General features: G+C 46.2%; 11 protein-coding genes. 4 read left to right on the top strand and 7 right to left on the bottom strand.

Annotation, left to right across the window (positions count from 1 at the left end; genetic code table 11):
* Positions 1–20: 20 nt before the first annotated feature.
* The gene (locus tag WC647_07990) at positions 21–1,319 is read right to left on the bottom strand and encodes an O-acetylhomoserine aminocarboxypropyltransferase/cysteine synthase family protein (GenBank protein ID MFA6222240.1); all 1,299 of its coding nucleotides are present in this window, start codon (positions 1,317–1,319) and stop codon (positions 21–23) included.
* A 343-nt stretch (positions 1,320–1,662) separates the two neighbouring features.
* On the opposite strand from WC647_07990, the gene WC647_07995 reads away from it, so the two are divergent.
* From WC647_07995 to WC647_08005, 3 genes are read left to right on the top strand one after another with little or no spacing between them, the layout of a single operon-like run.
* Positions 1,663–3,609: a HAMP domain-containing sensor histidine kinase gene (locus WC647_07995; protein MFA6222241.1), complete on the top strand. Its 1,947-nt coding sequence runs from the start codon at positions 1,663–1,665 to the stop codon at positions 3,607–3,609.
* Positions 3,610–3,612: 3 nt separating this feature from the next.
* On the top strand, positions 3,613–4,731 hold the full coding sequence (locus WC647_08000; GenBank protein ID MFA6222242.1) for a hybrid sensor histidine kinase/response regulator: 1,119 nt from the start codon (positions 3,613–3,615) through the stop codon (positions 4,729–4,731).
* Between the two features lie 2 nt (positions 4,732–4,733).
* Positions 4,734–5,396 (top strand): hypothetical protein, encoded by a 663-nt coding sequence (locus WC647_08005; protein MFA6222243.1) that lies wholly within the window; start codon positions 4,734–4,736, stop codon positions 5,394–5,396.
* Between the two features lie 30 nt (positions 5,397–5,426).
* Here the strand turns inward: WC647_08005 and gatB are convergent, their stop codons facing one another.
* The 6 genes from gatB to WC647_08035 form a co-directional block, all read right to left on the bottom strand.
* The gene (gene gatB / locus WC647_08010; protein ID MFA6222244.1) at positions 5,427–6,875 is read right to left on the bottom strand and encodes an Asp-tRNA(Asn)/Glu-tRNA(Gln) amidotransferase subunit GatB; all 1,449 of its coding nucleotides are present in this window, start codon (positions 6,873–6,875) and stop codon (positions 5,427–5,429) included.
* A gap of 10 nt (positions 6,876–6,885) precedes the next feature.
* Entirely contained in the window at positions 6,886–8,346 is a 1,461-nt protein-coding gene (gene gatA / locus WC647_08015) for an Asp-tRNA(Asn)/Glu-tRNA(Gln) amidotransferase subunit GatA (GenBank protein MFA6222245.1), read from the bottom strand.
* Positions 8,347–8,386: 40 nt separating this feature from the next.
* Complete coding sequence (gatC, locus tag WC647_08020) at positions 8,387–8,674, bottom strand: Asp-tRNA(Asn)/Glu-tRNA(Gln) amidotransferase subunit GatC (protein ID MFA6222246.1); 288 nt, start codon at positions 8,672–8,674, stop codon at positions 8,387–8,389.
* A 153-nt stretch (positions 8,675–8,827) separates the two neighbouring features.
* On the bottom strand, positions 8,828–10,777 hold the full coding sequence (locus WC647_08025) for a hypothetical protein (GenBank protein MFA6222247.1): 1,950 nt from the start codon (positions 10,775–10,777) through the stop codon (positions 8,828–8,830).
* Between the two features lie 34 nt (positions 10,778–10,811).
* The gene (locus WC647_08030) at positions 10,812–11,411 is read right to left on the bottom strand and encodes a hypothetical protein (protein ID MFA6222248.1); all 600 of its coding nucleotides are present in this window, start codon (positions 11,409–11,411) and stop codon (positions 10,812–10,814) included.
* 73 nt (positions 11,412–11,484) lie between these two features.
* Positions 11,485–12,309 (bottom strand): hypothetical protein, encoded by an 825-nt coding sequence (locus tag WC647_08035; GenBank protein ID MFA6222249.1) that lies wholly within the window; start codon positions 12,307–12,309, stop codon positions 11,485–11,487.
* 386 nt (positions 12,310–12,695) lie between these two features.
* On the opposite strand from WC647_08035, the gene WC647_08040 reads away from it, so the two are divergent.
* Positions 12,696–14,393, top strand: a complete 1,698-nt coding sequence (locus WC647_08040; GenBank protein MFA6222250.1) for a phosphoenolpyruvate carboxykinase (ATP) — start codon at positions 12,696–12,698, stop codon at positions 14,391–14,393.
* Positions 14,394–14,479: the final 86 nt, after the last annotated feature.

Genomic DNA, 14,479 nt, shown 5'->3' on the forward strand with positions numbered 1-14,479 from the left:
TGATTGAACGAAAATTAATTTCAAACAGAAGCCAAAGCATTATCAAGGTCCTCGAGAATGTCTTCAATGTCTTCGATACCTACGGAAAGCCTTATCATTTCATCCGGGATCCCAGCCAGAAGGCGTTGTTCATTAGAAAGCTGAGAATGAGTTGTGCTGGCTGGATGAATCACGAGACTCTTGGCGTCTCCCACGTTGGCAAGATGGGAAAACAACTTTAGACCACCCATGAACTTCTTGGCAGCTTCCGTCTTTCCCTTAATCCCAAAAACCACGACACTGCCCCCGCAGCCATTTCTGAAATATTTCAGAACCTTGGGGTAGGACGGTTCGGATTCCAGCCCTGGGTATTTAACCCATTCTACTCCCTGATGCTTTTCCAGATGCCGAGCCACAGCGATAGAGTTGGCGCAATGGCGCTCCATCCTGAGAGACAATGTTTCCAATCCTTGGAGAAAGATCCAGGAGTTGTCCGGGCTTATGCATGCGCCCATATTTCTCAATGGAACCAGCCTCATTCTTAAAATATAGGCCATATTACTCATAGGCCCCAAATCATGGGCAAATCTTAACCCATGGTAGGACGGTTCGGGATCATTGAATAACCTGAATTTCTTGTCGGTCCAGTCAAATGTTCCGGAATCCACAACAACTCCGCCTATAGCAGTCCCATGCCCACCAATCCATTTGGTCAAAGAATGCACAACTATGTCCGCTCCAAATTCAATAGGTCTGAAAATGTAGGGGGTTGTAAAAGTTGAGTCTACAATTAAGGGCACATGAGCCTTTTTCGCGACCTGACTGATTTCCAAAAAATCCGGCACACATAACTCAGGGTTCCCAATGGTTTCAATGAAAATCGCCCTTGTCTTGGAATTTACAGAGTTGGCAAAGGCTTCAGCGTCACCACAATCTACAAAGCGAGTCTTGATTCCGAATTGCGGCAAAATGTCCTGAAACAGGGTGAAGGTCCCTCCATACAGATGTCTTGAGGCTAATAGCTCATATCCCTGCTCAATTACATTGATGATTGAATAGAAGACGGCTGCACTCCCGGAAGCCAAAGCCAAGCCTCCGACTCCCCCTTCGAGAGCCGCCATCCTATTTTCAAGCACATCCGTAGTAGGGTTCATGATCCTAGTATAAATATTCCCCAGTTCTTTAAGCCCAAAAAGATTGGCGGCATGCTGGGTATCTTTAAATACATAAGAGGAAGTCCTGTGAATCGGCACTGCGCGTGATAGAGTCGAAGGGTCCGGCGTTTGACCTGCGTGTATCGCCAAGGTATCGAAACCATATCCTGTTTTTTGCTTGTCCACCCTTTTGTCCTCCTAAATTATTAAAGTCTCAACAGGGCGAGATATTCCGGCCGACTGATCAGGTATTAATTCTGGAGTTGCCTTTTCTATTTTCAACCAAAGCATGCCTGAAAGAGGGACGGTCAAGCCAATCACCCATCGCTTCGTTGGGCTAACAATACCATAAAGAGCGTCACTATATTAAAATATAACTTAATCCAGCCAAGTGCGAGAAACATGTGAAAATTTAATCGACGTACCAGTATTTTGCTAAAATTTTTACCCATGACCTTGCTGTTTTTGATGGCTCAAACAGACACATGTTTCCTTGACAAAATTTGTAATATCGAATAATTAGTCTATCATGTTAAACCAATTTATAATAGAACTTGAGAAGCGAACAAAGATTGAAAGCCTGTTCTCCAAGTTCAATAAATTATTTTATTGGAGTGTTGATTCACCCTATTTTTCAGATGAAGCTTTCTCGAAACTTCTAAATATTATAGAAGTCGGAGGACGTTCATCCTTGAATGTCGCGATTCAGGCAGGAGTCCGATGGGCCAATTCCGTCCAGAGAATGTCTCTGAGAAAGGCCATTTATTCACGAGGTTTCATTACGCCGGCCTGCCTGTGGGCGTACAGGAGCCTCAGAGGAAGCCATGAGCCGTGCCTGAGGAATTTCGAAGCAACGGAAATGAGTTTTATGCAGATTTTACTGCTGCGCCACATTGATCCCTCCAATTCCGTTCCGTTTCTGATCGAAACTTTTCAAAACAGATCCGACACTCCAGAGGAGTTGAAAGAACTCTCCAGACTGTGCCTCATCACAATTCTTAACAACGGAATAGCTCCGGATCTATTGAAAGCCCTCCGCACGCGTTATCCCAGGATTGACGTTTTGCACAATTTGAGGACAGCTATTCCTGGAAGAGGAACTGTTGGAAAAAGGGCGCCCACTTGTGGGGCAGACGATTTTCACCAACTGGTGAGGTCTGTTCTGGAGGTGAGAGAACTCTCGTCTTTCACCAGAGTTCTTTACCTCACATGGCTATTCTACGTTCCTTTGTCGGACACGGATTACTCACAATTGTGGCTAACTCCGGCGGATCGGAATTATTTCCGAATGCTAGGGGGATCAGGAATCATTGATAGGTCGGGTGGCGGCTACATATTAACCTCGGACTTGTCCAAACGGGGAATGGCCAAAAGATTCCTGTATGAAACTTATCCACTAGCAAAAGAATCAATCCAGAAATCCAAAACCGCAAAGATTAAAGAAGAAAGAGAGCGCCGGGTTAAGACGACAGAATTGGACAGACAGGGCCTTGAAATGTCCCCTGATGGTATCATATGCATAGATCAACCCAAGTCTCTCTATTACATGAATCCGGCGGCTGAACGAACGCTTCAGACTGAAAACTGGCTACGCATGACTCTTTTCGGATCAATTTCATTTGAAGACGCAGTTCGTAAGTATTCAAAGGAAAAAGTTATAACTAATATTAGAAAGTCAGGATTTGACAAAGGAGTGTCTGCTCAGATCTTTGGAGACAGGATTTCTCTGGAATCGCGAGGAAAGCATTTTGATGTGGAACTTGGACCGCAGGTGATACTCATCAGGAACACTACCGATCAGAACCTTATAAATAAGGAGATTGGTAAACTATACCGACACGAGCTTTCCGCTGCGATTGATGTGATAGGGATAGGTATTGACAGCGCAAAACGACTTGCGCTTGAAGGATCAATCAACGAATCGGTTAAGATTCTGGACCAGATAGAAAACAAGCGTTTGGAACTTTTTCACATGCTGGAAGAGAGGATCGATTTTATCAGGTTGCATTCCGATTCATTTCAAGTCAGACCATTATGTGTCAACCTGAATCTTCTAGTGGATAAATGTGTCTCAAATTATGCGGAGGCTGCAACCAGCAAAGGAGTCAGCATACAGTCCAATCATCTCGAGGAGCATGGAATATTTGTGTCGGGTGAGGAAAGATTTCTAAAAAGAGCGGTAGATAACCTGATCAGAAACGCTGTAAAGTTTTGTGACCACGGCGGTAAAGTTGAGATTCGCCTGGACATGTCATTGAAAGATGCGATTTGTACGGTGGAGGACGATGGCCCAGGAATACCTCCGGCGCATCTGGGCAAAATATTTCAACTAGGCTTTACTACCGGCGGTAGCGGTCGTGGACTTTATCTTGCGAGAAAAATAGCTAAGGCGCACGGTGGGCGTCTGGAAGTTAGAAGCTCTCTAGGGAATGGGGCCTGTTTTACCTTGACGCTTCCCAGAATGTTGGAGAATTGACCTATGGCCAGACTCTCGCTCTTGCTAGCCGATGACGAAGATCTGATCAGGCAGAGGGTAGGGCTGATGTTAGGAGATTCTTTCTCCATAGAGGAAGCTTCAACAGCCAAGACGGCCAGAGAAGCCGCATCAAAGGGTTATGACATCATATTATTGGACATCATGTTTCCGGACGGAAATGGTGTTGAAATATGCCGAGAAATTAAGAAGGCCAACCCTCACAGTACGATTGTCATTAGCTCTTCTATGGAAACTCTCGACGCTTGGAACCAGGCTTTTGAAGCTGGGGCAGACGGGTATCTTCAGAAACGAGAACTGCTTAACACTGATCCTCGGAAAATTGTCCTTATGATCAATAGCCTTGTCGAACGTAACAGGTTGCGTAAACAGGCTGAAGAGATAAACAAAAGACAGACCCAACTGCTTTCAGTGCTTACTCACGATGTTCGCGCCCCTTTTCAGGCTCTACTTGGTACCATGGAATTGCTCCGGAAAAGCGACATTCCCCAGTCACTGTGTGACAATGTGGACAGGATGTTCAAGTCAGCCAAGACGCAATTGACTTTCATTAATTCACTCCTGGAACTGCTTCGGTTGGAATCGCGGGTCGCTGAACTCAGGCTGTTCCCAACAGATCTCAACTTGGCGGTGAACCAGAGTATTCAGACAATGAACACATTAGCGGTAGCGAAGAATATTAGTGTTCAGTCTGAACTGGCTCGTGATCTACCAAAAATCTCGGGCGATATTGGCCAGGTGACCCGGGTAATGAATAATTTGTTGAGTAATGGCATCAAGTTCACTGAACGAGGGGGTATGATAAAGGTAACGACTAGAAAATCCCTGAGAGAAAGCGTAAATGGGGTTGAAGCGGTTGTTGAGGACAATGGCGTAGGTGTCAGCGTTCAAGAAAGGCCCAAACTCTTTGCGCCCTTTCATCGTGGTCGAGAAAAAGGAACCGATGGAGAGATTGGTTCTGGGTTGGGGCTTTCGATCTGTAGAGAAATAATGGCACTGCACAGAGGATCTATAGAATTGGACGGTTCCCCGGTCAACGGAAGCGTGTTCAGGCTTTGGTTTCCAATTGCTCAGAGCCATAGCAGAGTAGCAAAAGAGACATGAAATTGAACTATTGCCCACTTCGCTTGTCTTCGCCATTGAAGCCAACAATTCGGAGCTTCACAATCATTTTCTTCCTCGATGTGGTCTGCTGCCTTTTGCTCGCTAGTTGTGACGTTGCGCCTGTGAAACCTGAAGAAGTTTTTATGCTTTACAGGGAAAGAATGAACACCGAAAAAGTTCAGGATGCGAGAAATCTTCTTTCCCCCGCCTCTCTCGAACTTGTGAAACAAATAGACCAACGATACAAGTTGGGGCAACCCCCTGAAAAACTGGCTCTCTTAAATATTCTGGACCCCGTCTCTCCTCCTGTCTTGGTGAAAACGGATGAAGGACTGGCCATCTTGCAGGTCAGGACATTAAAAGGAGCTTCACGTCTCATACGATTAACCCGCACAGACTCCAAGTCCCCATGGAAAATAGATCTGACCGAAGAACTCAAATCCTTACAGCTATTCCTTGAAGCCAAGGAGGCCCTCAGTGGTTTGCAACAGCAAGCGGGAGAATTTGCGGCTTCGTGGAAGGCTCTCGATAACCAGTTGGAAAAAATGGGCGGCCCAGAGGCAGAGCCAAAAGTTCAGCCTCAGGTCAAAGATATGAATCAAAAGCCGGTCAGGATGAAGCCTCCAACCAAACAAATGAAAAAAGACGAGAAGAAATCACGCTGAAATGAAGCGTTCTTTTGACCTTTCGAATTGCTACTTAGGGGAGTCACGCAACTTTTCAAGCTCAGATGTGAGGATCCCATTGACCAATTGTGGGTTCGCCTTACCACGCGTGGCTTTCATGGTCTGCCCCACAAAAAATCCCATTAACTGGGTCTTGCCTTCCAAAAAGCGAGACACCTCTGTAGGGTTATCCTTTAATATTTTAACGATGATTCCTGACAACTCTGAAACATCTGAAACCTGAATCAGTCCTTTATCTTTGACTATTTGAGCAGGACTCTTGCCCGAAATCCACATCTCCTCAAAGACCGTTTTTCCAATTTTTCCTGATATCGTGCCGTCCTCGATCATCTTGAGAAGATCCGCAAGATCTTTTGGCTGGACAGGGGCTGAGGCTACTGATGAATCCTGTCCCTTCAATACCCTCATAAACTCGGTCATCATCCAGTTGCTGACAGATTTGGGATTTGGGAAAATGGTGACGGTGTTTTCAAAATACTGAGCTAGTGAACGTTCCGAAGTTAATACTCCTGCATCATACTCCGGTATCCCAAAATCCATCACAAATCTATCTTTCTTTTCCCGAGGGAGTTCAGGCAAAGAAGCCCTCATCTTCTCAACAAGCTCTGGCTCGACCCTCAGTGGAAGGAGATCCGGATCCGGAAAATAACGGTAGTCGTGGGCTTGTTCTTTGCTTCTCATTGAAACCGTAGACCCGGTTGACGGGTCGAACAGCCGCGTTTCTTGGACTATTGCGCCGCCATTTCCCAAAACTTCAGTATGTCTCTCTATTTCGTATTGAAGCCCTTTTTGGACATTCTTGAATGAGTTCATGTTTTTCAATTCTGTTTTCGTTCCAAGCGCAGTCTGTCCAAAGGGTCTAATAGACACATTTGCGTCACACCTGAAGCTGCCTTCTTCCATATTGCCGTCACAGATTCCAAGGTAAACGAGGATCGAATGTAAGGTCCTCAGATAAGCCGAAGCCTCTTCTGGTGTACGCATGTCTGGTTCCGAGACTATCTCTATGAGTGGAACCCCTGTTCTATTCAAATCTACATAGGAAACAGGCTTCCTTTCGTCATGGATAAGTTTACCAGCGTCCTCCTCCATATGTATACGGGTAATTCCTATTTTCCTTGTGCCCTCGGTTGTGTCCACTTCGATCCACCCATATTCGGCCACAGGCAGTTCATATTGAGATATTTGGTAGTTTTTAGGCAGATCCGGATAATAGTAGTTTTTTCTGGCAAACCGACTAATTTCATTTATCCGACAGTTACAAGCAAGAGCCATCAGAACCGTGTATTCAAGGGCTTTTCGATTCAGGACCGGAAGTGAGCCCGGCATGCCCAGACAAATGGGGCATGTGTTTGAGTTCGGTTCATTCCCAAATTTAGTTGTGCAAGAGCAAAAAGCCTTTGAGTCGGTGAGAAGTTGAGCGTGTATTTCCAAACCGATTACTGTTTCGAATTCCATGATTCGCTTCCTATATGGTGGGACGTCTCAGGTGAAAATCTGTTTCTTTCTGAAAGGCTGCGACTAATTGTACAAGTTTGGATTCCCCAAAATGTGGGGCGATAAGTTGCATCCCTATGGGCAGGCCTGTGCCTGAAAAGCCGGCGGGGCAGGATATACCCGGGAGTCCGGCCATGTTTACTGGAATAGTAAAAACATCGGTCAAATACATTTCTATTGGATCATCCATTTTCTCCCCGATGTTAAAGGCCGGAGCAGGGGCTACGGGAGCAAAGATTGCGTCACATGATTCAAACGCCCGTTTGAAGTCTTTCGTAATGAGAGTTCTTATCTTGGCGGCTTTTAAGTAATAGGCGTCGTAATATCCCGATGACAGAGCATAAGTCCCCAACATTATCCGACGCTTTACTTCCGGACCAAACCCCTCAGCCCTGGTTTTGCAATACATGTCTATCATACTCTCGAAATCCTTGGACCGATGACCATACTTGACACCGTCATATCTAGCCAGATTGGAAGACGCCTCCGAAGGAGCGATAACGTAATAGGCCGCGATTCCATAATTTAACGAAGGCAAAGACATGTCGACAAATTTAACCCCGAGCTTTTCAAGAACGTCTCTTGCGGACCGTAAACTTTTTTCAACATCCTGGTTTCCAAGCTTATCGAAAAATTCGACCGGAACGCCCAATGTCAAACCAGCGACATCCTTGTTCAGAAAAGAGGTAAAATCGGGATGTGTCATAGGGACAGAAGTCGAATCCATCGGATCATGGCGGCACAAAAGGTTCAAAAGCAGGGCTATGTCAGAAATATCTCGGCCAAATGGGCCAATTTGATCAAGACTCGATGCGTATGCGACCAATCCAAAGCGTGAAACTGCGCCATAGGTGGGTTTGATGCCCGTAACTCCGCAAAACGCCGCAGGCAGACGAATCGATCCACCCGTGTCCGAACCGAGCGCCACGGTAGCCTGACCGCAAGCGACTGCCGCCGCTGAACCCCCGCTCGATCCTCCCGGAATCTTATCTGTATCCCAGGGATTCTTGGTTGGTCCCCAACAGGAAGTTTCAGTCGAGGAGCCCATAGCGAATTCGTCCATGTTAGCGCTCCCCAGAATCACCATGCCCTCATCCTTAATAGATTTGACGACTGTGGCATCATATGGAGGACTGAAGTTCGATAGAATCCGTGATCCGCACGTCGTTTTCTTATCCTGCAAACACATATTGTCTTTGATTGCGATAGGGATTCCGGTCAGGGAATGTCCTCTCCGTTCCTGAATGCGACGATCCGCTTGCTCGGCCATGGCTAAGGCTAGATCGGGGTAAATACTAACGTACGAATGAATTTCCGATTCAACAGCATCGATTCTATCCAAAACTGACTTGGTTATTTCAACCGATGACGTTTTTTTGGAGGCCAAAAGGCCAGCAAGTTCGGTGGCGGTTTTTTCGTAAAGGTTGGACACCTATCTTCCCCTCATGAGAATTCATGAACCAATCGATTGGTCATTCGATGATCTTCGGTACTAGAAACGATGAACCGTCAGTTGCAGGAGCGTTGGATAAAGACTTTTCAATCGGAAGTGACGGTTTGACAACATCTTCCCTCAATGGCGTGAAAAGTTCTACCGGACCAGCCATGGGCTCGACATCATCAGTTGGGACAGCGGAAAGAGTATCCATATATTTCAGGATGTCATCCAGTTGCCCCATGTACTTCAGTTTTTCTTCTTTGGACAAAGCTAGTCTGCCGAGTATAGCGACGTAGTCAACTTGTTCAATCGTGATTTTCATTTTCTACCGACCGGTGGTATTACCTTGTGATAAAAATGACTTGTTAATTCACATTAAACCTTGGGAACGGAACATGTCAAGTTTGGACTTGCCTGTTTATTGCGCCGGGATCAGTATTGGTTCTCACAACAATTAATTGCGCATGAACAAAGCTCAGTCCCATCCTCCTAGATACTGACTCCAAATCGACCTGAAACGATAACCCGGGAATAGAAGTCGCTTGAAAAAGTCCGGGCTCAAAGGAGCAGACCCTTCATATGAGCTTGATTGGATCGGGTTTCCAGTTTTATCAACAAGAGCGTCCCAGCGAACGTTTTTAACTGATAGGCGATTCTCCGGGCTGAGCACAGGCGTGACAGCGGTTTTCCCAATTCCAATGAGCGAAGATCCCAGCCCAACGCTTTTCGGGTTTCCATGACATGCATGACATTGCCGGCCTTTTTTCCGGATGGTGTGCGGAGAGTAAGGATTCATTATCAATGCCGGTTTGCCTGAGCCCGTAATAGGAACTACGCTGTCCAGCGTCACGGTCCCATCAGGTTTTACCCATGAGACCACAAATTGATTCATGGGGCGCATAATCGTGACCTTGGCCGAGGAGTCAAGACCTAACGGTGGATTTTCCCACCTCCTGATCGTAAACCCTTTAAACCAGGCTCCGGACCTGGAGTCTCCGCTTACCCAGTCTCTGGTCTTTGGAAGAGTCCAGACTTTCTCTGGTATCGCGGGCTTGGGGCTTCCCCGTTCAGGAATCAATTCTGCATAGTCTCCAACGAATTTTCCTAAAAGTTCTTGAATTTGAGGATCATTTTGGGCGGCATTGATGGACCACATCCAGTATTCTGCCCTCTCATCCAACATAATGTGATATCCATAATCCTGAAACGACCACGCTGCGTGGCAGGTGGCACAGTTGACAGAGTCTCTGTGTCGAACGATGCTGTGAGGGATTATATCGGTCCGAAAAGAAGGTATGATTTTATCGGGCATCCGTTTGAGAACGCTTTGTCCATTTGAGTTTTTCACAAGAGATGGATGACTGGAATAAACATGGCAACTTTCGCATGAAATTTTTTGCCGGTTCCCGTTGTCCCTAAGAGGTTTTCCTGATCCATGAATCTGATCCGGTGGATGGCAATCCGAACAAACCATCCCTGACTTGAAATGAATATCCGCTGTCAATCGATGCTGTTCTGCGCCGTAAAGGGTAGGGGATTGTTTGCCATCCATTATTGGAGATCTAAAGCCTCTATTAAAATCCTTTTCAAATAGCCCAACGTAATCACACCCTACATGATTTGAGTTGTGACATTTCAAGCAGGCCGTTACGCCCGGCGATTTTACTATCCCGTGCTCAGTTGGGCGCAAGCTGTCCTCATTGGAGTAGGCGCAATGACATGCCGAACAGCCTTTTCCTCGCTGCTCTCCCGGGCGACTCGACCCCTTTGTGTAGAGGTGGCAACGCAGGCATGATCTTCTCAATAGATCATCACCCAGACCGGATAGTATAAGTCCATTACCTTGAGCATTTTCCCCGACTTCCGATCTTCTTTCCGCAACCGTCGGGGAGTCCAATACAAGCAAATTGGGATCTGGAATTTGGTCAAGTCCGGCTGCAGGCCTAACGCCAAACAAGAATGATGAAGAGCTTTGAGCGCCGAACTCATACCTTGTATGATTAATCATTGTTGGAGCGAGCGCCATTTTCGAGATTTTCACATTTTTAGCGTGTTTAGGGTGACACTTTCCACATGTGCTTGCAACCTGATCAAGGTCTCCTGGGTCAGAAACAAGTCCTGCGTGAGCCTCATGTTTTTCCTGAGCCTTCTCGTCGCCTTTATGGCAGGTGATACACGAGAACGCATGTGCCTTGTCCATTTCCAGATTTTTGGGGTGGCATTTCGCACAGGCGCCGGGGTCAAAACATTTTTCTTTGGCGCCTATCTGGGGAGGTTTTCCCCACCACGCGTTGTACAAGCTTGTTGGAGAAGCATAGTAAAGCTTCGCCGGATCTGGGACCAGCGAAGGATCCGCTGCGCAGACAACTACTAGTCCTGAATAGGACAAAAGTAGCCAACATATTCTTAGAAAAGCTTTATGCAACTGTGGCTCAGGTAATTTGTAAATAACAGTTTGGTTATCTCAGTTGACTTATAATCTGTTGCAATTGAGCCGTCGGTAATGAGCCACCCGATGGATTGTTTCTAACGAAGTTCACTAAAACGCCCTGTATGGCCCCAAGCGCCTGAGAGTAGTTCGGGTGCTGGGGAGTGATTCCGTTGATAGCCAGAATATGGGCAGCCGCCTCTCCTTCGCGTCCAGGGGCGAGGTTGAGAGGGTTAGGCCATACAAATTTTGGCCGATTAGCTACCTGAGGTTTCGGCAGAGGAACTTGCTGTTCAACCTGAGGTCTGGAACGTTCCGGAGTCTTTTTTTGTTCGTCTCCGGTGTCAGTCTTCGGAGGCGGGGCAGGTTCAGTGTGAGAGGAAGCGGAACCGACGCAATAATCGTGATTCCTGAAACATTTTAACCTGCACTGTTCTTGGTAGTATGCGTCGTTGGTTGACTTCTTACAGCATTCGTCACATTGTTCGCGTGTCTGCTGAAACGAACCCTGGCCACATGAATTTGTAGCCCCAATCGTTAGAATATTTAGCGCAATGATGAAGCAAATCGACACTGGGGAAATGGGTTGCATTGCCGACCAAGATCTTACAGCCATCCATTTTCTTGCCATCTTTCATCTCCTGGAATTCGTTCCAATGATTGAAAAGAAATGTCGAATCCATTTTCAGGACTGACCCGCCAAATCAGTTTCGATTGCCACCTTTAAGCACATGGCATTTCTTGCCGGATGTCGCGAAGCTCATGTGATTTTTCCACACACTGAACGGCTTCCGTTCCGATTCATACTGTTGTTCCCATCTGTCGTCAATAGGATCCCATACAAAAGATTTGTATTTGAAACTCTTTTCTTGTCTGAAATATAAGGTGAGAGACCATTCATCTGTTGTAGAATCATTGCAAAGCATTGAATAGGAACAGTCCTGTTCCCTGTTCAGGGCGTCTATAGCCTTGCTTCTTATGTGGTCAATATACTTCGAATGATCATGCTTCTTAAAGGATGGCGGTTTTCCTTCCGATTTCATCCATTCTTCGTCGTCATTGTCCTTTGTTTTTACATCGCCGGGTCCAGGCCCCTTTTTTTGTTCAGATTCGGGAGGGACCTTGCCCTTTTCAGCTCCAATCAGCCTCTTGGGAGCCTTCTCTTTGTCTGAAATCGCCTTGCCAGAACCGCCTCTAGGTAATCCATTAATTAGGTCTTTATTTTCTGGCTCAGGAGCGCTCAATGGCCGTTCTTCGACAGGTTCCGATGTTTTGCGTGATGTCTCCTCAGTAGATTGACTCTTTGCGTTGTTCACAGGTTCAAGGTCGTTCGGTTGTTGCGCCAATCTAGGTTTAATCAAGGTTGATTCAGATTTTGTCAGAGCGGTATTGTCATTAGTAGTTTTGGCGCTCTTGAGCATGGCTGGAACGCAACTGCCTGCAATTATGGCCACCAATATATATAAGGCCACCTGGGTCAATACTGTTATTTTCTGGTTCGCACTGATACGTTTACTCTGATTAGACATTTGTTGGAGCGTGGAACTACATATGTCCGGATCGGGTCGATGGCATAACTTGACCATTTAATACTTTTTATTCGTAATATTTTTCTGACGAAAAGGCAATAAACGTTGCCTTATTGACCAAGTGACACAATAATATAGTGAAGAACTTGTAACTTGCTAGTTTTTTATATAAACCTCGTTTCGAGAATTGATTCTGACGAATTCCGTCGGGCACAGGATCTTGACAGAATTGTCTTAACAATACCTCGCTTTTGAAATCCCCGAGGACGACATAAGGTCGCATCACAGGTGATGTAGAAAATAAAGCTGGAGAGACGCTTGATTACTGACTTCTTCTCTCCCGACGCTTCAACAGTCGCTGTCTAGATTTGACAGCAGGAGGTTATATGTCGACTACAAATGTGCTCAATCCACAGAAAGTTAGTTCATTCCTGGCGATAATAAGGACAGTTTTTTGTGGGAACAACGTAAGGAAAGTTGGACTGAGCGAATGTTATGAATTAGCTCGGAAACAACCTGGCGCTATTGAAACCTGCCATCCCATTTTTAGGGCCAAAGAAATGGGCTTACCTGAAGACGCCAAAGTCCTGGTAGTAAATGATGGGGCGATACTCGGACGAACAGCGCGCGCTCGCGTAATGTCCACCCAAATGGAGGAAAACCATGCCAAATATGAGGCGGTGCTTCGGGAAGCCGTCTATGACATGGGGTCAAAGCCTCTTATTCATACTACAGTCTACATGGGGCTGGATCCTGTTTTCATGATCAGATCCCACTTTCTTACCACCGAACGCCACGCCATGAACGCATTAAATGTCTGTTTGAATTTCCAACACGAAACAGAAGAGATAAAATCGATTTATGCGCAATCTACTCCTTTGGGAGAGGAGACGGATGTCTACATGATAGCTGACCCGGACTGGCGTCATCCAGACTATCCTGTTGGACTGGTGATTATAGACCCCGCTCAAAATTGTGTGGCCGTGTTAGGTTTGAGATATTTTGGTGAGATGAAGAAAAATCTGCTCACATTCGGTTGGACGATAGGTGTTCGTCAGGGTATGGTCGCTTGTCACGCAGGGATCAAGGAGTTCCATCTTCAGGAAAAAAACACCTCAATGGCGGTGTTTGGACTGTCAGGTTCAGGAAAGTCGTCGCTTACAAACTCTGCATTTCACGAAGGGGCCATAGATACTGAAGCCGGAGAGAAGGTTATTGTCATACATGATGACGCATTCAACATTGACTTGATCAACAACAAGAGCATTGTGCTTGAACCAAACCTCTTCGATAAGACTGACGGAACCCTCGCGTACTCAGAGGATATAAACTATTGGATGTCGGGTATGAACCAGATGGTTACTGAGGACACCAACGGATCCAAGGTCATATTCCCCTCGGACATCAGGAACCGGAACGGCAGGGCTATCAAGAGTCGGGAATGGCTGCTCAATCTGGCGGACACGGGTCCAGTGCCTGATTTCGTCTGTTACCTGATGAAAGACACCACCTTGCCTCCAGTGAGCTTCATATCGGATACCAGATTAGCTGTGGCAATGGGGGCTTCTTTAGCTACTATGAGGACCTCCGCTGAAAATGTCCCTGAATCGGAAATGAACAGGCTTGTTTTTGAACCATTTGCGAATCCATTCAGAGTTTATTCATTGTTATTGGATTGTGAGCGTTTTGAGGCTCTTTATAGGAGAGGCGCAATAGCAGTTATTCTTAATACGAACAAGTTTTACTGTCGGGATGGTAAGGACGTTGATATCCCAAAGGAACTGAGTTTGCCTCTAGTGGTTCACATGGTCAGAGGAAAAATGCGGATGGAAGACTGGCCTATCTTTCCAGGCCTAACAGTTCCCGCTCGTCACAGTCTGGATTTTTTAGACCCTGACTATGATGAGAAATATAGACCATCCGTTGATCTCAATTACTACAAGCTGCTGCAGCAGAGGACTCAACAACGGGTAGATTTCCTGGCCGATTTATTGAAAAAGAATCAAATTCAGCAGAGGTTTGTGGACTCTGTGAGAAAAGCCATTATTCACATGGACGAGATAATACTGGAAATGGAGATGTGACCCATCAATGAATGTCAGTTAGATGCCCCCAGTTCTTTCGAGGGGCATCTAACTATTGGGTTGATTCGGGATGCCGGACTAATTAT

The organism is Desulfomonilaceae bacterium (genome assembly GCA_041662605.1).
In the GTDB taxonomy this organism is placed as follows: Bacteria; Desulfobacterota; Desulfomonilia; order Desulfomonilales; family Desulfomonilaceae; genus CAJBEZ01.